Annotated in this window: 24 protein-coding genes and 1 tRNA gene; 9 read left to right on the top strand and 16 right to left on the bottom strand. The window is 68.7% G+C overall.

The genetic code is table 11. The annotated features are described in order from the left end of the window. The first annotated feature begins 179 nt into the window (after positions 1–179). Positions 180–467 (top strand): WXG100 family type VII secretion target, encoded by a 288-nt coding sequence (locus tag ACFXOO_RS02935; protein ID WP_378837817.1) that lies wholly within the window; start codon positions 180–182, stop codon positions 465–467. 90 nt (positions 468–557) lie between these two features. Here ACFXOO_RS02935 and groL read toward each other — a convergent pair whose 3' ends face one another. The 5 genes from groL to ACFXOO_RS02910 form a co-directional block, all read right to left on the bottom strand. After that, on the bottom strand, positions 558–2,177 hold the full coding sequence (groL, locus tag ACFXOO_RS02930; RefSeq protein WP_378837814.1) for a chaperonin GroEL: 1,620 nt from the start codon (positions 2,175–2,177) through the stop codon (positions 558–560). A 193-nt stretch (positions 2,178–2,370) separates the two neighbouring features. Beyond that, positions 2,371–2,571, bottom strand: a complete 201-nt coding sequence (locus ACFXOO_RS02925) for a cold-shock protein (protein ID WP_378837812.1) — start codon at positions 2,569–2,571, stop codon at positions 2,371–2,373. A 136-nt stretch (positions 2,572–2,707) separates the two neighbouring features. Continuing rightward, a complete protein-coding gene (locus tag ACFXOO_RS02920) occupies positions 2,708–3,307 on the bottom strand; it encodes a LytR C-terminal domain-containing protein (protein WP_378837809.1) in 600 nt (199 codons plus the stop codon). Positions 3,308–3,342: 35 nt separating this feature from the next. Beyond that, entirely contained in the window at positions 3,343–3,612 is a 270-nt protein-coding gene (locus tag ACFXOO_RS02915; RefSeq protein WP_378837807.1) for a DUF3263 domain-containing protein, read from the bottom strand. 30 nt (positions 3,613–3,642) lie between these two features. Next, positions 3,643–4,638: a DUF2332 family protein gene (locus tag ACFXOO_RS02910; protein WP_394562718.1), complete on the bottom strand. Its 996-nt coding sequence runs from the start codon at positions 4,636–4,638 to the stop codon at positions 3,643–3,645. A gap of 85 nt (positions 4,639–4,723) precedes the next feature. Between ACFXOO_RS02910 and msrB the strand changes: the two genes are divergently transcribed. Continuing rightward, complete coding sequence (gene msrB / locus ACFXOO_RS02905; protein ID WP_378837802.1) at positions 4,724–5,131, top strand: peptide-methionine (R)-S-oxide reductase MsrB; 408 nt, start codon at positions 4,724–4,726, stop codon at positions 5,129–5,131. Between the two features lie 17 nt (positions 5,132–5,148). Continuing rightward, a complete protein-coding gene (locus ACFXOO_RS02900; protein ID WP_378838622.1) occupies positions 5,149–5,670 on the top strand; it encodes a nitroreductase family protein in 522 nt (173 codons plus the stop codon). A gap of 8 nt (positions 5,671–5,678) precedes the next feature. Here the strand turns inward: ACFXOO_RS02900 and ACFXOO_RS02895 are convergent, their stop codons facing one another. The 4 genes from ACFXOO_RS02895 to ACFXOO_RS02880 form a co-directional block, all read right to left on the bottom strand. Further along, positions 5,679–6,629, bottom strand: coding sequence for a DMT family transporter (locus ACFXOO_RS02895; protein WP_378851737.1), 951 nt, complete (start codon positions 6,627–6,629; stop codon positions 5,679–5,681). A gap of 24 nt (positions 6,630–6,653) precedes the next feature. Then, positions 6,654–6,887, bottom strand: coding sequence for a hypothetical protein (locus ACFXOO_RS02890; protein WP_378837796.1), 234 nt, complete (start codon positions 6,885–6,887; stop codon positions 6,654–6,656). A 365-nt stretch (positions 6,888–7,252) separates the two neighbouring features. Continuing rightward, positions 7,253–7,328: transfer RNA gene (locus ACFXOO_RS02885), tRNA-Thr, on the bottom strand. A gap of 46 nt (positions 7,329–7,374) precedes the next feature. Then, complete coding sequence (locus ACFXOO_RS02880) at positions 7,375–8,358, bottom strand: DsbA family protein (protein ID WP_378851740.1); 984 nt, start codon at positions 8,356–8,358, stop codon at positions 7,375–7,377. Positions 8,359–8,605: 247 nt separating this feature from the next. Here ACFXOO_RS02880 and ACFXOO_RS02875 point away from each other — a divergent pair, with 247 nt between their 5' ends. Together ACFXOO_RS02875 and ACFXOO_RS02870 are read left to right on the top strand one after the other, a co-directional pair. Next, entirely contained in the window at positions 8,606–9,709 is a 1,104-nt protein-coding gene (locus ACFXOO_RS02875) for an ABC transporter ATP-binding protein (protein WP_378837790.1), read from the top strand. 72 nt (positions 9,710–9,781) lie between these two features. Next, positions 9,782–11,104, top strand: coding sequence for a DUF4032 domain-containing protein (locus tag ACFXOO_RS02870; RefSeq protein ID WP_378837788.1), 1,323 nt, complete (start codon positions 9,782–9,784; stop codon positions 11,102–11,104). Between the two features lie 26 nt (positions 11,105–11,130). On the opposite strand, the gene ACFXOO_RS02865 is transcribed toward ACFXOO_RS02870, so the two are convergent. The 3 genes from ACFXOO_RS02865 to cysS are packed head-to-tail and all read right to left on the bottom strand — an operon-like array spanning position 11,131 to position 14,288. Beyond that, positions 11,131–11,772, bottom strand: a complete 642-nt coding sequence (locus tag ACFXOO_RS02865; protein ID WP_378837785.1) for an NAD(P)-dependent oxidoreductase — start codon at positions 11,770–11,772, stop codon at positions 11,131–11,133. A gap of 60 nt (positions 11,773–11,832) precedes the next feature. Beyond that, positions 11,833–12,828: a 23S rRNA (guanosine(2251)-2'-O)-methyltransferase RlmB gene (rlmB, locus tag ACFXOO_RS02860; RefSeq protein WP_378837783.1), complete on the bottom strand. Its 996-nt coding sequence runs from the start codon at positions 12,826–12,828 to the stop codon at positions 11,833–11,835. Next, positions 12,828–14,288: a cysteine--tRNA ligase gene (cysS, locus tag ACFXOO_RS02855; RefSeq protein ID WP_394562717.1), complete on the bottom strand. Its 1,461-nt coding sequence runs from the start codon at positions 14,286–14,288 to the stop codon at positions 12,828–12,830. Before cysS ends, rlmB begins: the two co-directional genes overlap by 1 nt. A gap of 63 nt (positions 14,289–14,351) precedes the next feature. Between cysS and ACFXOO_RS02850 the strand changes: the two genes are divergently transcribed. Further along, on the top strand, positions 14,352–15,284 hold the full coding sequence (locus ACFXOO_RS02850; RefSeq protein ID WP_394562716.1) for a DMT family transporter: 933 nt from the start codon (positions 14,352–14,354) through the stop codon (positions 15,282–15,284). Position 15,285: 1 nt separating this feature from the next. Beyond that, a complete protein-coding gene (locus ACFXOO_RS02845) occupies positions 15,286–15,750 on the top strand; it encodes a GNAT family N-acetyltransferase (RefSeq protein WP_378837776.1) in 465 nt (154 codons plus the stop codon). A 34-nt stretch (positions 15,751–15,784) separates the two neighbouring features. Here ACFXOO_RS02845 and ispD read toward each other — a convergent pair whose 3' ends face one another. Both ispD and ACFXOO_RS02835 read right to left on the bottom strand, forming a co-directional pair. Continuing rightward, positions 15,785–16,978: a 2-C-methyl-D-erythritol 4-phosphate cytidylyltransferase gene (gene ispD / locus ACFXOO_RS02840; RefSeq protein ID WP_394562715.1), complete on the bottom strand. Its 1,194-nt coding sequence runs from the start codon at positions 16,976–16,978 to the stop codon at positions 15,785–15,787. Between the two features lie 22 nt (positions 16,979–17,000). Continuing rightward, entirely contained in the window at positions 17,001–17,483 is a 483-nt protein-coding gene (locus tag ACFXOO_RS02835) for a CarD family transcriptional regulator (protein WP_378837770.1), read from the bottom strand. A gap of 141 nt (positions 17,484–17,624) precedes the next feature. On the opposite strand from ACFXOO_RS02835, the gene ACFXOO_RS02830 reads away from it, so the two are divergent. After that, complete coding sequence (locus ACFXOO_RS02830) at positions 17,625–18,092, top strand: DNA modification methylase (RefSeq protein ID WP_378837768.1); 468 nt, start codon at positions 17,625–17,627, stop codon at positions 18,090–18,092. Positions 18,093–18,107: 15 nt separating this feature from the next. On the opposite strand, the gene ACFXOO_RS02825 is transcribed toward ACFXOO_RS02830, so the two are convergent. Together ACFXOO_RS02825 and ACFXOO_RS02820 are read right to left on the bottom strand one after the other, a co-directional pair. Then, a complete protein-coding gene (locus ACFXOO_RS02825; protein ID WP_378851755.1) occupies positions 18,108–18,791 on the bottom strand; it encodes a response regulator in 684 nt (227 codons plus the stop codon). Beyond that, on the bottom strand, positions 18,788–20,047 hold the full coding sequence (locus ACFXOO_RS02820) for a sensor histidine kinase (RefSeq protein WP_378837763.1): 1,260 nt from the start codon (positions 20,045–20,047) through the stop codon (positions 18,788–18,790). The genes ACFXOO_RS02825 and ACFXOO_RS02820 overlap by 4 nt, the downstream gene beginning before the upstream one ends. A 181-nt stretch (positions 20,048–20,228) precedes the next feature. Here ACFXOO_RS02820 and phoU point away from each other — a divergent pair, with 181 nt between their 5' ends. Continuing rightward, positions 20,229–20,912 (top strand): phosphate signaling complex protein PhoU, encoded by a 684-nt coding sequence (phoU, locus tag ACFXOO_RS02815; RefSeq protein ID WP_378837761.1) that lies wholly within the window; start codon positions 20,229–20,231, stop codon positions 20,910–20,912. Positions 20,913–21,004: the final 92 nt, after the last annotated feature.

Raw genomic sequence — 21,004 nt, 5'->3', positions numbered from 1 at the left:
CCCCGCCGCCCGCCCCCGGCGGCGGGCGGCGAACGCGCGGGGACGCCCGCCACCCCGGGCGGCGCTCCTCCCCGCCGAGCCGGAAGACCGATCGCTCCCCAGGTGATGGTCGGGGCGCCGGCTGCTGCGCCGATGCGGCCTATCGTCGGTCGCAGGTCCCCGATCCGAAGGAGCACACCATGGCCGTCTTCTCCGTCGACAGCGACGCCGTCCTCTCCGCCACCGCCGCCGCCCGCAGCACCGCCGATCGACTGCAGGCGGAGTCCTCCACCCTGCTCGCGCAGCTCACCCAGCTGCAGTCTTCATGGACCGGTCAGGCGGCCGTCGCGTTCCAGACCGTGATCGACGACTGGCGTGGGACGCAGCGCCGCGTCGAGGAGTCGCTGACGGGAATCAGCACGGCGCTGGCCTCCGCAGGCCAGCAGTATGCCGATGCCGAACAGCTCAACGCGAGCCTGTTCCGCTGACCCCGGGCCCCGCCACCACCCGGGCAAACGGCAGCAGGGCCCCTCCCGAAGGAGAGGCCCTGCTGTCGACTCAGAACTGCGTGCGTGAACTCAGAAGTCCATGCCACCGGTCGGGTCGCCGGCCGGAGCGGCAACGCGCTCGGGCTTGTCGGCGACGACGGCCTCGGTGGTGAGGAAGAGTCCGGCGATCGATGCGGCGTTCTGCAGCGCCGAACGCGTCACCTTGGCGGGGTCGATGATGCCCTGTGCGAACATGTCGCCGTACTCGCCGGTCGCGGCGTTGAGGCCGTGACCGATGGGCAGACCTGCGACGGTGTTCGCGACGACACCGGGCTCGAGGCCCGCGTTCAGAGCGATCTGCTTCAGGGGCGCCTCGATGGCGACCTTGACGATGTTCGCGCCGGTCGCCTCGTCACCCGTGAGCTCCAGCTTGGCGAAGACGACCTTGCCTGCCTGGATGAGCGCGACGCCACCACCGGCGACGATGCCCTCTTCGACGGCAGCCTTCGCGTTGCGGACGGCGTCCTCGATGCGGTGCTTGCGCTCCTTGAGCTCGACCTCGGTCGCTGCGCCGGCCTTGATGACGGCGACCCCACCGGCGAGCTTGGCCAGACGCTCCTGGAGCTTTTCGCGGTCATAGTCGCTGTCGGTGTTCTCGATCTCGCGACGGATCTGGGTCACGCGACCTTCGATCAGCGACGCCTCGCCGGCACCCTCGATGATGGTCGTCTCATCCTTGGTGATGATGACCTTGCGAGCACGGCCGAGCAGGTCGACCGTGGCGTTCTCGAGCTTGAGGCCCACCTCTTCGGTGATGACCTGGCCTCCGGTGAGGATCGCGATGTCCTGCAGCTGCGCCTTGCGGCGGTCGCCGAAGCCGGGCGCCTTGACGGCAGCCGACTTGAAGATGCCGCGGATCTTGTTGAGCACCAGCGTCGCAAGAGCTTCGCCCTCGACGTCCTCGGCGATGATGAGGAGTTCCTTGCCCTCCTGGATCACCTTGTCGACGATCGGCAGAAGGTCCTTGATGTTCGAGATCTTCTGGTTGGCGATCAGGATGTAGGGGTCTTCGAAGACCGCTTCCTGACGCTCCGGGTCGGTGACGAAGTAGGGGTTGATGTACCCCTTGTCGAAGCGCATGCCCTCGGTGAGCTCCAGCTCGGTGCCGAAGGTGTTCGACTCCTCGACGGTGACGACGCCTTCCTTGCCGACCTTGTCGATGGCCTCGGCGATGAGCTCGCCGATCGTGGGGTCAGCGGCCGAGATCGACGCGGTCGCGGCGATCTCTTCCTTGGTCTCGACCTCTTTGGCGCTGGCGAGCAGTTCGTCCGAGATGGCCTTGACGGCCTTCTCGATGCCCTTCTTCAGCGAGATGGGATCGGCGCCGGCCGCGACGTTGCGCAGGCCTTCCTTGACGAGCGCCTGGGCGAGCACGGTAGCGGTCGTGGTTCCGTCACCGGCGACGTCGTCCGTCTTCTTGGCGACCTCTTTCACGAGCTCCGCGCCGATCTTCTCGAACGGGTCGTCGAGCTCGATCTCCTTGGCGATCGAGACGCCGTCGTTCGTGATCGTGGGGGCGCCCCACTTCTTCTCGAGCACGACGTTGCGACCGCGGGGGCCGAGCGTCACCTTGACGGCGTCAGCCAGGATGTTCAGGCCACGCTCGAGACCGCGACGGGCCTCTTCGTCGAAAGCGATGATCTTTGCCATGTGTATGTCGTCCCTCCCGGACCTCTGAGGTCCGGACGTAGCGAATGGTCTTTAGCACTCAGATGACCCGAGTGCTAATTCCATTCTGGCACTCGACCAGTGCGAGTGCAAGCCACGGGAGAGGATGCCGCCTCCCGGCGTGTCGGACGACGCAGGGCGCAGCATCCATCCCTCGAAGACGGGGTGCGGCCGATCAGACGACGCGGACGGACTCGGCCTGCGGGCCCTTCTGGCCGGCGCCGACGGTGAACTCGACGGCCTGTCCTTCCTCGAGCACTCGGAACCCCGACATGTCGATGTTCGAGTAGTGCACGAAGACGTCCTGGCCATCGGCCACGGTGATGAAGCCGAAGCCCTTCTCGGCGTTGAACCACTTGACGGTGCCCTGGGTCATGCGAATCTCCTGTTGCTGTGCGACAGGGTCATCGTATGGCGGGATTCCGCGCCGAAACGGCCGGTCCGGGCACTGTTGACACGCGTGCATCGAACTGTTTACCGCCGCGAAACACCGACCGCATCCGGCCGGTGGATCAGGGCGTGGGCGTGACGCTCGGCGGGTTCGAAGAGCGGTCGAGGCCGATGACCACCGCGAGCTGCTTGGCCTGGCTCTCGTCGACGTCGCCGGTGCCCGCATCATCCAGCGGCTGGTAGGCGGCACTCTGCTCGAGCACCGCGCCGCCGATGACCTGTGCGAGACCCGCCGCGGCGGCCTCGTCCGACGGGAAGGCGTAGTAGATGGTCGTGGTGGGGAAGTCCGTCGTGGATGCCGAGCTGGCCTGCACCGCGTCGCCCGGCCACCCGGCGGCGACGATCGTGTCCTTCATGGTCGTGGCCAGTCCGTCTTCGCCGGTGGCATTGAGCACGATGACGGAGTACGTCGTATCGATCACCGGGGTGACCGAGGGCAGCGGAGCGACCGTCGGCGCGGGGGTCGGGAACAGCGTGACCCTGCCCGACGCGAGCAGTGTTCCGAAGATGCCCAGCGCGATGAGCACGACCGTGGCGACGGCGGCCCAGAGGAAGACCACCCATCCGCGCATGTGCGGGTTCTCGGCCCGATGCGCACCGACGCGCCCCGAGTCCGAGGGAAGGTCATCGAAGCGGTCCTTGGGGTAGGGCGATTTCGACACCCCCCGATGCTACCGGGCCGTGCCTGCGCGCCCGATCAGCCGTGCCGCGAGGCGGGGGCGCCACCGAGCGCGGTTCGCGCGACGCCCGCGTCGTGCCGGTTCTGCCGGATGCGCCGCAGGCGCTTGACCAGCATCGGGTCGTACTCGAGGGCGTCGGCGGTGTCGAGCAGGCGGCCGAGCAGCTGGTAGTACCGAGCCGGCGAGAGCTGCAGCTCCGCCCGGATCGCCTCTTCCTTGGCGCCCGCGTGCCGCGTCCAGGCGGCCTCGAAGTCGAGCATGGCGCGATCGCGGTCGGTGAGGGGCACGTCTTCACGGTAGACCGGAGCGCCCTCCGATCACGCGCGCCACTCCACGAACCCGCCGAGTGGGTCGACCGCGGCGAGCGGCACACCGTCGAGGCCCAGGACGAACCCGTGACAGCGCGACGCATCGATCGCCGGATGCCACTCGGAGTGGAGGGTCGGCGGGTCGATCGTCACCCACCGCGCGGGCAGGGAGCGAACGGCGTCGATCAGTCTTCCCCGTCCCTCGCGGGGGATGTGCGGGAGCACCCCCGGGGTGGTGATCACCAGCGTCGCCTGTCGAGGAGCCTGCTCGGCGACCGCCTCCAGCACCGCACGGTCGGTGGCATCACCCCGCACCAGCAGGGGCGGGTCGGATGCCGCGACCTCGAGCGCGGCGTCGATGCGGGCTGCTCTCCCCTGTTCGCCGGGCCACGCCAGGGTCGTGAGGAAGCGGCGGTCCGCGGCATCCGCGGCGTCGAGGGGATGGAGGTCGATGCCGGCCCGCCAGACCACCTCGGGCATGCGCAGCGTCGGCAGCCGATCCCCGCGCAGGTCGCACTCCAGCGTCACGCTCGACGCTCCGTCGGGCGGGTCGAGGCAGGTGACGGCCGATCCCCGCTCGGAAGCGGTGTAGCGGTACGAATAGCGGTCGGGGTAGAGGCAGAGTCCCGCGCTGGCCCCGATCTCGAGGAGCGCCAGCGGACCGTCGATCGCGGCGAGGGCGGGGAGGAGCGCCGCGCACCGGAGCGGCTCGTTCGTCTGGAGGCTGCGGCGACCGCATTCCGCGATCAGGGCGTCTGCGTGCCGGCGCAGCCACTCCGCCCAGGCCGCGTATTCCTGTTCCGGTGCACCGAGCAGGCGCGACACCGCGAACACGAGCGGCGGCTGCCGGTGTGTCGGCGCGATCCGGGCGATGATCCGCTGTACGTCGACATCCCGGGCGACGCCGTCCGCCCACTGCGCATACAGCTCGGACCGGCCGGGTGCCTCCGCCTGAGCGAATCGCTCGTAACGGGCGGCGACGTCGGCCGCGGCATCCGTCTTCATCTGTCCATTCTCACCGGCGATGCCGAGCGAGCGCGCCCGAGACCTGCCGCGCGTCGGGTTGAATGGAGTGTCAGAAGGAGACGTGATGGCTTATTCGGTGAACAAGAGCGATGACCAGTGGCGGGCGGAGCTCAGCCCGGAGCAGTATGCCGTGCTGCGCCAAGCGGGAACGGAGCGCGCCTGGACGGGCGAGCTGCTCGACGAGGGGCGGGCGGGCCTGTACACCTGCGCGGCCTGCCATGCCGAACTCTTCCAGAGCGGCACGAAGTTCGACTCGCACTGCGGGTGGCCGAGCTTCTACGAATCGGTCCGGCCCGAGGCGGTCGAACTGATCGAGGACCACTCGCACGGGATGCTGCGCACCGAGGTGCGCTGCGCGAACTGCGGTTCGCATCTCGGCCATGTCTTCCCCGACGGCGTCGGCACGCCCACCGGCGACCGCTACTGCATGAACTCGCTGTCGCTCGACTTCGCGCCGGAAGAGTCCGCGTGAGCAGTGCTCTGGAGGCGATGCGGAACCGTCGCTCCTGGTCGAAGGTGACGGATGCTGCGCCCACGAGCGATGAGCTCGCGACCTTCGTCGCCGCGGCCGGTCGTGTCGCCGATCATTCGTCGATGAAGCCGTGGCGCCTCATCGAGCTGCGCGGGGCCGACCGCGACCGCCTCGGACGCGCGATGAACAAGGCGGAGGGCCGCAAGGGTGCATCCACCAAGCCCCTTCGGGCACCGCTGCTGATCGCAGTGGTCGGCAGCTACCGCCGCACCGACAAGGTGCCCGAGTGGGAGCAGGAGACGGTGCCTTCGGGCGTCGCGCACATGCTGAGCCTCCTGCTGGACGAGGCGGGATGGGGCGTGTTCTGGCGCTCCGGCCATCACACCCGCTCCAAGGCCGTCGCGAAGGCCCACGGCTTGAAGAAGCACGAGAAGCTCCTCGGCTGGCTGTACGTCGGCGGCAAGCCGCCGATGAAGCGGGAGGGTCGCCGCAAGACCGTCGACCCGCATCAGTTCCTGTCGCGGATGCCGCACGACTGACGTCTCCGTCACCGCCGCCGCGCTCGGCGCCAGGGGACGGCGGCGACGACCACGCCCACCAGGGCAACGGAGACCATGGCGATCTCGGTGACGAGTCCAGGGCTCGCCACGGCCGGCCAGACGGCGTCGAGCACCACCGCGGTGAACAGCTGGCCGACGACGATTCCGAGGGCGAGCAGCAGAACTCCGGTGTATGCGACCAGGGCGGCTGACAGGAAGATGTAGACGACGCCCAGGGCACCCCCGGTGTAGATCCACGGTTCCGCGGGGAGCGCGCGCGGCGGGCCGACCACGGCCACGTGGATCACCGCCACGACGACGAGGATCACTGTTCCGCCGAGGAAGTTCACGAACGTGGCCGTGATCGCGGTACCCACACGGGCGCGAAGTCGCCCGTTCGTGGCCTGCTGCCAGGCGACACCTGCCCCGACGAGGAACGGCAGCACCAGCATCCAGACGGGCACCGCGTCACCCGCTCCGCCGGCGAGCGAGATGGCCACCGCGACCAGGGCGAGCCCTCCCCCGACGACGCGTGGGAGGGTGACGGCCACCGCTCCTCCGGGTCCGTAGCCGAGACGGTCCAGGGTCAGGCTGCAGACGACCTGACCCGCGACGTAGCCGACGGTGAACAGCGATACCCCGATGACGCCGACGGTGAGGCCCTGCGTCGCGACCGTGAAGGCGCCGGCCGCGCCTCCGGCCAGCATCCACGAGGGGATGCTGCGGGCGCGGACACCCGCGACGAGACGCTGCAGGCCCGCCCTGCCCTCCGGAAGAAGGGCCGACAGGACGGCCACGATGACCAGCCCCGACCCGAACGAGATGGCCGCCGCCACGAAGCCATCGCCGAGGCGGAGCCCCAGCTGACCGTTCACCCGCGCCTGCGCGGCCGTGAGCACTCCGATGAGCACCGCACCCGCAACGGCGAGCCAGGCGGGATGGCGGACGGCGGTGGGCACCACCCCATCCTGCCGTGCGGCCGCCTATGCGCTGGCGACGGCGGCGTCCTGTGCGGCGCCCAACGTGGCGAACCACCCGAGCGTCGCCGGTTCCCGGCTGAAGGCGATGTATCCGCCCTCGGCCGCCACCACATGCCCGATGACCTTTCCGGACAGCGTTCCGGTGTGCATCCCCGGCTCGGGCGACGTCCAGAGCGGCCGTTCGGCTCCGCGTCGCCACGACCCCAGTTTGATGTTCGTGTCAGCTTTCGCGCGCACGAGATACCCCCATATCGGCTGACATCCCCAGTTCCAGTCAGCTGAATGGAAATATAGCGAACAAGACCGGTCGTTGTCACACCCTGGGGAAACGCTGAGCCGAAGATGAGGCGGCATCGCGTCGTCGCATCGGGAGGACGGTCCGTCCTGCGCGTCGGCTCACCCAGACGACATGCAAGACGGACCGGAGTCCGCAGGCTGAGCGGCGACCCGACGTGGCCGATCAACCGACGAGGGATCGTCTGCTGACTCTGCCGGCGCCTCGGGGGAAGGCGACCGGTGCGCTCACGGTAGGCAATCGTCGGATTTATCTCACGGGTATTGACAAGCGTCCCGCAGAGCAGGAGCGATACACCGCATCGATGTGGAGCCGACTACGGGACTTGAACCCGTAACCCCCATATTACAAGTATGGTGCGCTACCAATTGCGCCAAGTCGGCAGAGGACCGAGTCTAACGGTCCGCGACGCTCCGCCCCGAAAGGGGCTCAGCTCGACGGGGTGGGCGTTGCTGTCGGCGAGACCGACGGGGTCGGCGTCGGGGTGCTGTAGTACGAGTCGCTCGCGATCGTGAGGACGAACTGCGCGAACTCCTTCGGATCGTTGAGCGCTCCCACGTAGGGCGTACCGTTCACGAGGACGGTAGGGGTACCCGTCAAAGAGATGTCATCGGTGTCGGGCAGTCCGTCGAGCGCGCGATCGGTGGCGTTCCGGGCCCACACGGCGTAGGCCTCGTCCTCGATGCACTTCTGCACGTCCTTCGCCTTGTCGGAACTGATTCCGCTCGCGATGGCGAGCGTCGCCAGATCCTGGTCGGTCGGCCCGTCGGAGTCGACGTCCGGCTGTCCTGCGAGCAGAGCGTTGTTGTAGGCGAAGAACGTGTCGGGCGCGTGGGTGGCGACGCAGGCAGCCGCACTGGCGGCACGCAGGGAGTACTTCGTGCCGTTCGACTTCGCCGAGAGCATCGCGACCGGGTAGTACGTCAGGGTGGCGGCATCCTGCCCCACCCATTTGGCCAGCTGCTGCACGTTGGCCGCCTGGAACTCCTTCGATCCGACGGACAGGTAGTCGACGTACACGCGGATGTCGACCATGCCGCGGGTGGCCGTCGGTGCAGGGGTGGCCTCGGCGGTGGCCTCCGCAGCGGCCGGAGTGGGCGTCGGCGTCGGCGTCTCACCGGCGGCGGGTGCGCCACCCCCCACGCTCGTCGTGACGCCGGCCACGGATGTCACGGCGAAACCGTCGCCGGAGCCGCTGACGGGCTGCAGCACGGGCTGCGAGCTCGCGGATGAGAACGCCCACGAGACGACGACCGCCGCCACCGCGACGACGGCGACCACCCCGATGATCAGCGAGGCCCGGCCGAGCAGACGCGCTCGGGACTGCTTGGCCTGCAGCTGCTGCGCCTTCTCGCGCACCGCGTCACGGCGGTCGCTGGGGACGGGCACATCTGTGGGATCGTCGCTCGACATGGAACCTCTTGGAGAAATGGGCCGGTATTCCGGCGGGCCGCATGGGTGAGGCGGTCTCTCCGATGCTAACCAGGCAATCTGGGAAATGCCCAGACGCTCCCGCGGGAAAAGCCGCGGATCCGCCCGGCGGCTTGTCAGGCTGCCGTGCCATAATGATCGAGCGTCCAATGATGGGCGTGCGGGCTGCGGTCCGCTCATCCTCACTACGGATCGTCCGGCACGTACCTGCCGGTGAAGGAGAACAATCATGGCGTCCGTCACATTCGACAACGCAACCCGCCTGTACCCCGGAGGCACGCGTGCCGCGGTGGACAAGCTCAGCCTCGAAGTCGCCGATGGCGAGTTCCTGGTGCTCGTCGGCCCGTCCGGCTGCGGAAAGTCCACCTCGCTGCGCATGCTCGCAGGTCTCGAGGAGGTCAACTCCGGTCGCATCCTCATCGGCGACCGCGATGTCACCGACATCCCCCCGAAGGATCGCGACATCGCGATGGTCTTCCAGAACTACGCGCTGTACCCGCACATGACAGTGGCAGAGAACATGGGCTTCGCCTTGAAGATCGCCGGCGTGGGCAAGGAAGAGCGTGCCTCCCGCGTGCTCGAAGCCGCCAAGCTGCTCGACCTCGAGGAGTACCTGACCCGCAAGCCGAAGGCCCTCTCGGGTGGCCAGCGTCAGCGTGTCGCCATGGGTCGCGCCATCGTCCGCCAGCCGCAGGTGTTCCTCATGGACGAGCCCCTGTCGAACCTCGATGCCAAGCTCCGCGTGCAGACCCGCACGCAGATCGCATCGCTGCAGCGCCGCCTCGGTGTCACGACCGTCTACGTCACGCACGACCAGACCGAGGCGCTCACCATGGGTGACCGCATCGCCGTGCTCAAGGACGGTCTCCTCCAGCAGGTCGGAACGCCCCGCGACCTGTACGAGAAGCCGCGCAACGTCTTCGTCGCCGGCTTCATCGGCTCGCCGGCGATGAACCTGTTCCCCGCAGCCCTCACCGAGGGTGGCGTCGTCTTCGGCAACGGCAACGTGCCCATCGAGGCGGACGTGCTCGGCAAGGCCAACGGCTCCGAGGTCACGATCGGTGTGCGCCCCGAGGACATCGTCGTCGGCCCGGCTGACGGCAAGGGTCTCAGCGTGGTCGTCGACCTCGTCGAGGAGCTCGGCGCCGACGGCTACCTGTATGGTCACGCAGAGCTGAACGGCAAGCGCACCGACATCGTCGCGCGCGTCGACGGTCGTCGTCACCCGAACGCCGGTGACACGGTCATCCTGGCCGCCGTGCCCGGACACGTCCACGTGTTCGACGCCGAGTCGGGCGAGCGTCTGACCGACCGGGCGATCGCCGCGGCCTGATATTCGATCGACGGCAACGGCGCGGGTGGGTCACAGACCCACTCGCGCCGTTGCCGGTTAACGGGAAGAAGCATGTCACCTGACGCACTGAGCATCACCGCGAGTTCCTTCGATCCGGACCTGCTGACGCTCCCCTGGCCCACCCCCCTCGGCGAATGGCCGTCGAGCGAGATCGTCTTCCTGCCGAAGGGACTCTCCCGCCACCTCGTGCGCTTCTCGAGCCTCGCCGGACGGGTCATCGCGGTGAAGGAAACGACCGAGGAGATGGCACGTCGCGAGTACGACATGCTCGGCAACCTCGCTCGACTGGATGTTCCGTGCGTCGAACGCATCGCCGTGATCGCAGGACGGACGGATGCCGCGGGGACGGTGCTGCCCGCAGCGCTGGTGACGGCGCACCTGAAATTCTCCCTCCCGTATCGCGCGCTGTTCACCCAGGTGCTCCGGCCCGACACGGCGACCCGTCTGGTCGACGCCCTCGCCGCTCTTCTCGTACGACTTCACAACGTGGGCTTCTTCTGGGGCGACGTGTCGCTCTCCAACACCCTGTTCCGCCGAGACGCAGGCGCGTTCGCGGCCTACCTCGTCGACGCCGAGACTGGGGAGCTGCACGAAGGCGGCCTCACGCCCGGGCAGCGTGCTCACGACCTCGACATCGCCCGCACCAACATCGCCGGGGAGATCATGGACCTCGAGGCGGGCGGACGACTCGAGGGCGGAGTCGACGCAGTCGCCATCGCCGACGGGATCATGTCGTCCTACGCATCGCTCTGGGCGGCGCTGACGGATCAGGAGACGTTCGCGTCGGACGAGGCCTGGCGCATCACCGAGCGCATCCAGCGGCTGAACGGACTCGGCTTCGACATCGACGAGATGTCGATCCAGTCGACCGCCGACGGAACGCGCGTGTCGATCCAGCCCAAGGTGGTCGACGCCGGGCACCACCAGCGTCGACTCATCCGACTGACCGGGCTCGACGTCGAGGAGAACCAGGCCAGACGGCTGCTGAACGACCTCGACGAGTTCCGCGCGCGCATCTCACGGCTCGGCTCCGACGAGGAGATGGTGGCCCACGAATGGCTCACCCGCGCATTCGAACCCGTGGTCAAGGCGATCCCCTTCGACCTGCGTGCGAAGCTCGAGCCCGCCGAGGTGTACCACCAGGTGCTCGAGCACCGGTGGTACATGTCGCAGGCTCGAGGACGCGCCGTACCCCTGGCCGAAGTGCTCACGTCGTACATCGACGATGTGCTGCGACACCGTCGCGACGAGGCGACCGTCATGGGCCCACCCACCGAGACGATGTCGATCCCGATGATCACGACGGGTTCCGATGACGAAGAGCCGGTTCTCGACGACGACGACGAGGGCGTCGACTGGCGCGATCTGGTCTGAGTCGCCGCGCCGGCGCGCCCTGGGCGTCAGTAGCCGACGGTGAACCGCTCCCGTGAGTGCCGCGGCTCGTCGATCTCGTCGAGCACAGCGACCGCGAGATCGGCGCCCGAGATGAACGACTCGCCCGCCTCATCGGTGACCAGCACATCTCCGCCGTCGCGATACGAGCCGGTGCGCTCCCCCGCGGCCCAGGCGCCGAAGCCGCCGGCCGGGTGGATGTAGAACCAGTCGTGGCCGTAGTCGGAGGCCTGCAGATCTTCGAGCACACCGTAGGCCTCGTGAGCCTCGGGTTTGAACTCCTCGGGGAAACCCTCGGTGTCGACGAGTCGGGGACCACCGGGCGCGACGAGGCTGCCCCCGGCGCCTCCGATCACACCGATGCGCACCGTCGTCGGCAGAGAGCCCACGAACTCCGCGATCGCCGGGCGGAAGAAGCCCTGCATATCGTCTCGCGCGGCCACCGCCGACACCACGACGTCCACACCCTCGAGTTCGCTCACCAGCGACGGTACGTCGAGCAGGGTGCCCTCGATGTACGTGGCGCCCTCGACACGTTCCGACGGCACCTTCCGGGCGACCGACACGACGGTGTGTCCGCGATCCACGGCCTCCGCGACGATGTGGCGTCCGGCGTAGCCGGTTCCTCCGATGACGGCGATGCGTGGCATGGTCTCCCTTTCGACGAGCGGATGCTGCGGATGTGTTCGATGGAACGGATCAGTCGGGTGTCACTCCGAGGAGGCGCGGGTGGTGGCCACCTGGTACAGCGCCACGGATGCCGCGATCCCGGCGTTGAGCGACTCGGTCGTGCTCGCGATCGGGATGGACACGATCTGGTCGCACGTCTCGGTGACGAGACGAGAGAGCCCCTTGCCCTCAGAACCCACGACGATCACGACCGGGCGGTCGGCGAGCTGGAGCGAGGGAAGCGCGATGTCGCCGCCGCCATCGAGCCCCAGTACGAACACCCCCTGCTTCTTGAATTCCTTGAGCATGCTCGTGAGGTTGGAGGCGATCGCGACCGGGATGCGCGCGGCCGCACCGGCGCTCGTCTTCCACGCCGCCGAGTTGACGCTCGCGGACCGGCGCTGGGGCAGGATCACCGCGTGTCCGCCGAACGCGGCGGTGGAACGGATGATGGCGCCCAGGTTGCGGGGGTCGGTGATGCCGTCCAGAGCGACGAACAGCGGAAGCTGCCCCTTGTCGATGATCTCCTCGAGGAGGTCCTGCGGGTGAGCGTATTCGTACGGCGGCACTTTCAGCGCCACGCCCTGGTGGACGCCGTCGAATCCGGCCATCCGGTCGAGCTCGGGACGCATGACCTCCATCACCGGGATGCCACGGTGGGTGGCGATCGACAGCATCTCCTTGACGCGGTCGTCCATCTCCACCCGTTGCGCGATGTAGAAAGCCGTCGCGGGGATCTTCGCGCGGAGCGCCTCGAGCACGGAGTTGCGGCCGGTGACGACCTCGGTGTCATCGTCCTTCTTGGCCCGCGACTGGCGCTGCCCGCCGCTCGGCGCCTGGCCGGGCTTGCCCCGCCCGCCCGCAGCGGCGTAGCGCTCCTCGGCAGCCTTCCGCTTTCCGGCGGGGTGCCAGGCGCGGTCCTCCGCCCTCGGCGTCGGCCCACGGCCTTCGAGTGAGCGCTTGTTCTTGCCGCCCGTGCCCTTGAGCGGGCCCTTCTTGCCCTTGGCGGCGCCCGGGCGCCCTGGCTTGCCGGCCATCAGTTCTCCTTGGTGTGTGAGTCAGTGTCTATGGGGCCGTCGGAACGTGAACCGGCGGCGGCGGCGGCGAGGGACCACGAGGTGCCCTCGGTCGAGTCTTCCAGCATGATGCCCGCCGCCGCGATGGCATCGCGGATGCGGTCGGCGGCCGCCCAGTCCTTCGCAGATCGGGCATCGGCGCGCTGGCGCAGCATCGTCTGCACCAGGGCGTCGAGGGCGGATGCCTCGGCCGAGCCGTCCGCGGTCGCGAAGCCGCCCAGGCCGTTCAGCCCGAGGATGTCGAGCATCGCCACGACAGAGCGCGCCGCGTCGACGGCGCCGTCGATATCGTGCGCGTCGACGGCAGAGTTGCCTCGCCTCACGGTCTCGTGGATGACGGCGAGCGCTTGGGGCACGCCCAGGTCGTCGTCGAGTGCGGCCGTGAAGGTCTCGGGCAGGGCGCCCGGCGACAGGGCGGCGGGATCCGCGTCCGGGTCGCGGCGGACGCGCTGCAGGAACGTCCGGATGCGCTCCAGTGCCGCCTCGGCCTCATCGAAGGTCTTGTCCGAGACGTCCAGGTTGGATCGATAGTGGGCCGCGCCGAGCGCGTACCGCACGACGAGCGGGTCACGGTCTCGCAGGGCGTCGTGTGCGAGCACGAAGTTGAAGAGCGACTTCGACATCTTCTGCCCGTTCACGGTGACGAGCCCGTTGTGCACCCAGTAGCGGGCGAAGGGGTCTCCTGCTGCCGTGGACTGCGCCAGCTCGTTCTCGTGGTGCGGGAAGCGCAGGTCGAGGCCACCGCCGTGGATGTCGAACTGCGGACCGAGGTAACGCCGTGACATCGCGGAGCACTCGATGTGCCACCCGGGCCGACCCGCTCCCCACGGTGATTCCCAGACCGCACTGGACGGCTCGCCGCCCTTCGCGCCCTTCCAGAGTGCGAAGTCGTGAGGGTCGCGCTTGCCGCGCGGGTCGGCGTCCTCGGCCGGTTCCATCGCGTCGAGCGATTGGCGCGTGAGCGAGCCGTATTCGCTCCACGATCGCACGTCGAAGTACACGTCGCCGGCCGCCGCATAGGCATGCCCCTCGTCCATCAGCCGTGCGATGAGCTCCTGCATCTGCGGGATCGATGCGGTCGCGCGCGGCTCGTACGTCGGCGGAAGGATGCCGATCGCGGCATACGCCCGGGTGAACTCGAGCTCCATGCGGTACGCGAGTGCCCACCAGGGCTCTTCTGCGGTGGCGTTCGCGAGCACTTTGTCGTCGATGTCGGTGACGTTGCGGACGAAGGTGACCCTCCCGAACCGGTGGGCCAGCCATCGACGCAGGATGTCGAACGCGAGCGCGCCGCGCAGATGCCCGATATGGGGCCCCGACTGCACCGTCGGTCCACAGACATAGATCGTGACGTCGTCGGCGCGCGCAGGCGCGAAGTCGCGCAGGGCCTGCGCCTTGGTGTCGTACAGCCGAACAGTCACCCACCCAGCCTACCGGCGGGGTATGTGCGCGACCCGGGTGTGACGATCGGCTAGAACAGAGGGGTGTTCCCCGTCCTCGCCGTCCTCGCCGCCGCCGTGCTGTTCGGCACGACCGGCACTTCGCAGGCGCTCGGTCCCGACGACACCACACCGCTGTCGATCGGCGCGGTGCGCCTGGTCATCGGCGGGAGCGGTCTCGCCGTCCTCGCCTTCGCTCTCGCCCGGCGCCACGCACGACGCCGGGCGGAGGCCGCGCCGCGCCCGGCCCTCGGCATCCGTCCGCTCCTCCTGATGACGTCGACCGGCCTCTGCCTCGCCCTGTACCAGCCGCTGTTCTTCCTGGGCACGGCCCGCAACGGGGTCGCGGTGGGAACCGTGATCGCGCTCGGCTCCGCTCCCATCCTGGCCGGACTCCTGGAATGGGCTCTGACGCGCCGGCTGCCCCGTGCCACATGGATGTCTGCGACGGCGCTGGCCACGGTGGGCGTCGTCATGCTCGGCTTCGGCGGCGAGGCGGGAGCGTCATCGGGGGCCGACCTTGTGGGGATCACCGGCAGCGTGGGGGCGGGCGCCACCTTCGCGGTCATCGCGAACGCACAGCGGCGGCTGCTCGACGGGGGCTGGGATCCGTTCACGGTGGTCGGGGCGATGGGGGCGAGCTCCGCGCTCATCAGTGCGTGTGCGCTGCCGTTCGTCGACCTGCGGTGGCTGGCGACGACGCCCGGACTCGTCATGGCGCTCTGGCTCGGAGTGGGAACGATCTCGATCGCGTACGTCCTGTTCACATGGGGGCTGAGCGGCCTGACCGCTGCCACCGCCGCGACGCTGACGCTCGGCGAGCCACTCACCGCGGCCGTGCTGGGGATCACCGTCCTCGACGAGCGCCTCAGCGCTCTCGCGGTGGCGGGGTTGATCGTGCTCGCCTGCGGCCTGACTCTGCTCGCGTGGGGCTCGAGGCGTCCCCGTGATCCGATCCCGTTCGCCGTGGAGGCATGAGGTGACCGACCTCGTCATCCGTCTCGACGACCTCAGCGGTGAGGACACCCGTGCCCTGGTCGCGGCTCACCTCGACGGTATGCGCGACACCTCGCCACCCGAGAGCGTCCACGCTCTCGACGTCGACGCACTGCGCGGGCCGCGCATCACGTTCTGGTCCGCGTGGATCGGCGACCACGTGGCAGGGATCGGCGCGCTGTCGATGCTCGATCACGACCGCGGTGAGCTCAAGTCGATGCGGGTGCACGACCGCTTCCGTGGAACCGGCGTCGGGCGGAGGATCCTGCGCCACATCGTCGCCGAAGCCGAGGGACGGGGAGTTCGCAGCCTGTGGCTCGAGACGGGTTCGACCCCGGACTTCCTCCCCGCGCAACGTCTTTACGAGAGCGAGGGCTTCCAGCGGTGCCCACCGTTCCCGCCGTACGTCGACGACCCGTTCTCGGTGTTCATGACGCGCACCCTGTGAATCGATCCGTCACCGTGCGTGCCGCGGCGGACCCTCAGATCGGGAAGACGAGCGCGACGGCGAACGCCGAGACGCCGTCACCCCGGCCGGTGAAGCCGAGGCCGTCCGTCGTCGTGGCGCTGAGGGAGACGGATGCTCCGCCCAGCGCGGCCGACATCACCGCCTCGGCTTCGAGTCGGCGGGCGGAGAACCGCGGTCGATTGGCCTGCACCTGAACGGACACATTGCCGACTTCCCAGCCGGCCTCCCTGAGGAGGGAGCGAGTGCGGCGGAGGAAGGCCTCGGCGTGCGCACCCGCATATTCGGGCCGATCCGTGCCGAAGTGCGTGCCGATGTCGCCGAGGCCGGCCGCCGCCAGCAGCGCATCCACGATCGCGTGCGCGATCGCATCGCCGTCGGAGTGCCCCGAGAGAGCCTGCTCGTCCGCCCACCGCAGGCCCCCCAGCCACAGGTCGCCGTCGCCGCCGAACGCGTGCACATCCGTACCGATACCGACCCGCGGCAGCCCGGCCGCCACCCGATCGGGGTCGGTGTGACGAGGAGTGATGAGCCCTCGCGCTCTTTCGAGATCGGCGGGCGTGGTGATCTTGAAGGCCGAGGCGTCTCCCGGCACGGTCACGATGCGGTGACCAGCGGCCGCGACGAGCGCCGCGTCGTCGGTGTACTCCTGCGCAACGCCGCGATAGCTGTCGTCGAGGATCCTGCGCGGAAATCCCTGCGGCGTCTGCGCCGCCGCCAGCTCCGACCGATCCACAGCGGCCACGATCTCGTCCGCGTCGACCCGCTTGATCGTGTCGATCACCGGGAGCACCGGGACGACGCCCGACGCCCCACCGCGCACAGCGTCGATCACGCGGGCGAACACGTCGGGTGGGGTGAGGGCGCGCGCGGCGTCGTGGACGAGGACGACATCCACGTCGGGCCACACGGCCGCGAGGCCGGCCATCACCGACTTCTGCCGGGTCTCGCCACCCGCCACGATCGTCATGAGATCACGACGGTCCCCCGCCGCCGAATCGGCGTCGGTGAGGGCCTCTCCGACGCGGTCCTCCGGCACGACGACGACGACCTGCGCCGTGGGCGCCGCCAGGACGCCGTCGAGTGCGTGGCGCAGAATGGTGTGCTCGTCGATGCCGACGAACGCTTTCGGCGCACCCGCACCCAGCCGGCTGCCTGAGCCGGCGGCGACGACGATGACGGCTGTCCGAGGCACGGGCGTGATGCTCACGCCTCGAATCTAGCCTGCCCGGTCAGCTGGCGAGGACCTCGTCGAGGACGACGCCGGCCTGCTCTTCGTCGGTCTTCTCGGCCAGGGCGAGCTCGGAGATCAGGATCTGACGTGCCTTGGCGAGCATGCGCTTCTCTCCCGCAGAAAGACCGCGGTCCTGATCGCGACGCCACAGGTCTCGAACGACCTCACTGACCTTGATGACGTCGCCGGAGGCGAGCTTCTCGAGGTTCGCCTTGTACCGACGCGACCAGTTGGTCGGCTCCTCGGTGAAGGGAGCGCGAAGCACTTCGAACACCCGCTCGAGTCCTTCTTTGCCGATCACGTCTCGAACGCCCACGAGGTCGACGTTGTCCGCCGGAACCTCGATAGTCAGGTCACCCTGAGTGACGCGAAGCTTGAGATAGATCTTCTCTTCGCCTCTGATGATGCGGGTCTTGACTTCCGCAATGGTGGCCGCCCCGTGATGGGGGTAAACGACCGTTTCGCCAACCTCAAAAAGCATGCAGGTGTGTCCTTTCGGCAAACTCCAGGATACCACAGGGCGCATACACTAAGGTGCCGCGGCCGGCGCCCGGGCGACCAGCGGGCGGCCATCCGCACCCCATAGAATGCAGGGACAGCAGCAAGCTCTCTTGGAGGATCCGTGAAATCGCGCCTGATCGCGTCCCTCGCTCTGGGCGTCGCCGTCCTCGTCGGAACGAGCGGATGCGCTCTGATCTCGCCGCAGGCGACGACGATCGAGTACTCCGCCGCCGAGGGTGTGAACATCCCCGACTCCGGTCCCCTCCAGGTGCGCAACGCGCTGATCGTCGCGAACGAGGACGGCACGGTCGGAAACCTCGTGGCCGCGATCGTCAACCAGACCTCGGACGCGCAGGTGCTCAACATCGACCTCGGTCCGGGCGTGGTGTCGAAGTCCGTTCGCGTGCCCGCGAACAGCGTGGTCAGCCTCGGATCGGACGACCACGAGCCGCTCACGCTGGAGGACATCGACGCCGTTCCGGGTACCGATGTGCAGATGTCGTTCCAGTCGGGCGATGCCGACACCGTCACGACGTACGTGCCGGTGCTCGACGGTCAGCTGTCGTACCTCCGGCCGCTCGCCCCCTGACGCGACTCGTCCCGGTCAGCTCTCGAACCGATAGCCCAGCCCGCGCACCGTCACCAGCATGGTCGGGTCGCTCGGCTTCTGCTCGATGCGCGACCGGATGCGCTTGATGTGCACATCCAGCGTCTTGGTGTCTCCGAAGTAGTCGGTGCCCCAGACCCGGTCGATCAGCTGGCCGCGCGTGAGGACCCGCCCGGTGTTGCGCATCAACACCTCGAGCAGCTCGAATTCCTTCAGCGGCATGGCTATCTCACGACCGTCCACCGACACGGTGTGGCGATCGATGTCGACGGTCACACGGCCGGCCTGCAGGATGCGCTCATCGAGATCGGCATCCAACGTCGCGATGCGACGGAGCACGGCCCGCATGCGCGCCAGGAGCTCGCGCGACGAGTACGGCTTGGTGACGTAGTCATCGGCTCCCAGCTCGAGACCCACGACTATGTCGACCTCGGAGTCCTTCGCCGTCAGCATGATGATCGGCACATTGGACGTGGTCCGGATCTGCCTGCAGACCTCGGTGCCCGGCATGCCAGGCAGCATCAGGTCGAGCAGAATGATGTCGGCCCCGCGCTCGTGGAACGTGGAGATGGCCGACGGGCCGTCCTCCGCGATCTCCACCTCGTAACCCTCCCGCTTGAGCAGGTACGCCAGAGGGTCGGCGAGATCGGGTTCGTCTTCGACGATCAGAACGCGGGTCATGGTGTTTCTCCGTTCGGCGACACGAACTGCTCCGTGCCGCCCTTCATGGATGCGGTGTCGGCCGCCGACGGCGGGTAGCTCTGCTTCTTCTTCTTGGCCGGTCGCCTCTTCTTGCGGTCCGGCTGATCGTCCGGCCGGGCGACCAGCGGAAGACGGATGGTGAAGGTCGACCCGCGACCGGGGCGTGACCACAGTCTCACCTCGCCGCCGTGTCGTTGAACGGCGTACTTCACGATCGACAGGCCAAGTCCCGTGCCTCCGGTCCGCCGCGACCGGGCCTGGTCGGCACGGTAGAAGCGTTCGAACACGCGATCCTGCTCGGCCTCGGCGATGCCGATGCCCCGGTCCGTGACGGCGATCTCGAGGATACCGTCGGCGGCCTTCACCCCGATCCCGACGGTCGATCCGGCGGGCGAGTAGGCGATCGCGTTCGCGATGAGGTTGCCGAGCGCCTCACTGAGCACCTGGGCGTCGCCGCGCACATACAGCCCGCGCTCGCCTCCGCGGACCACATCCACGCCCGACGACGTCGCCTGAATTGCGTGCGCCTCGAGTGCAGAGGTGACGACTTCGTCGACCGACACCTCCCTGTCGGTGTCCAGTTCGTCCGCCGCCTGCAGGCGGGAGAGGCTCATGATGCGCGAGGTGAGCCCGCTCAGTCGTGAAGCCTCCGCCGACAGCCGTGCGACGAACTTGCGCACCTGATCGGGATCGTCGGCGGCCGACTCGATCGCCTCGGCGAGCAGCATCACCGCCCCCACGGGGGTCTTCAGTTCGTGGCTCGTGTTCGCCACGAAGTCCCGGCGCATCTCCTCCACCCGTTCGCGCTCGGTGATGTCGCGGAAGACGACGAGCGCGAGTCGGGGGGTGATCATCATCGCCCGGGCGGCGACGAGGCGCGGCTCGGCGGGCGGGGCGCCGCGACGCAGTCGCATCGTCGCGGTGGCGGCGGTCGCGGTGCCCCGCGCCTGCCGAGCCAGCGCCCGCAGCTCCGCGCTGTGCAGGACCTCCCCCTCGAGCATCCCGAAGGGGGCGGAGGGCGGCGAGGCGGCGAGCACCGTCGAGGAGGTGTCGACCACGACGGCGGCGTCGTCCATCACATGCAGCACATCACGGACGCCCTCGGGAATGCTCAGCGACGTCTCCGCGCGGAGACGGTCACGAGCGCGCAGGGCAGCGACGACGATGATCGACGCCGAGCTGCCGATGATCGCCCCGACGACCAGGGCGAGCAGCGCAAGCTGCGTCGTTTCCATGTCTTCAGCGTAGACGGCGCGAATCCGGGCGCCCGCTCGTCACCGTCTGTCAGCCCGCCGGACCGGTTACTATTCACTCTCGCGGCACCGTTCGTTAACCTTCCCTGACGACAATCGCGCTGGCGATATCCGCCGATCGCGTGACTCACGCGTGCCCGCGCAACAGGAGAGGTGCCGCACCATGCGCGAACTATTCCATCAGACACTCGAAGACGTTCAGGCTCGACTGGTCGAGATCTCCGAGCTGGTCACGATCGCGATCGACAAGGCCACCCGCGCCTTCGGCACGAGCGACGTGGCCCTGGCTGAAGAGGTCATCGCCGATGACAGCATCATCGACGAGAAGGCCGTCGCGCTCGACGAGCTCGCCATCGAGATCCTCGCCCGTCAGCAGCCGGTGGCCCGCGACCTGCGCGTCGTGGTCACTGCCCTCCGGGTGAGCGCCTCGCTCGAGCGCATGGGCGACATCGCCGAGCACATCGCCCAGCTGACGCGCATGCGCTTCCCTGAGCGCGCCATCCCGAAGGGGCTCAAGGGCACCTTCACGAAGATGGGCGAGCTCGACGTCGCCGTGGCCCACAAGCTCACCGAGCTCTTGAAGACCCAGGACCTCGAGCTGGCCGAAGAGATCCGCAACGACGACGACGCGATCGACGATCTGCATGTCAGCGTGTTCGAGAAGGTGCTCAGCGACAGCTGGCAGGGCGAGACGGGCGCGACCGTCGACGCCACGCTCGCGAGCCGCTACCACGAGCGCTTCGCCGACCACGCGGTCTCCGTCGCGAAGAAGGTGGTCTACCTGGCCACGGGCGACTGGACCGCAGACGAGAACCGAGCCGAGACGGTCTCGAGCCCGTCGATCTGACGGGCTCCGCGCCTGATCAGGTCCGCACCTGATCAGCTTCGCACACCACGAGAAGAGCGGATGCCTCGCGACGAGGCATCCGCTCTTCCGCG

This window comes from Microbacterium sp. P03, assembly GCF_043556235.1.
Taxonomy (GTDB): Bacteria; Actinomycetota; Actinomycetes; order Actinomycetales; family Microbacteriaceae; genus Microbacterium.
Note: the sequence above shows the minus strand (reverse complement) of the source record. Positions and strands in the feature narration are given on the sequence as shown.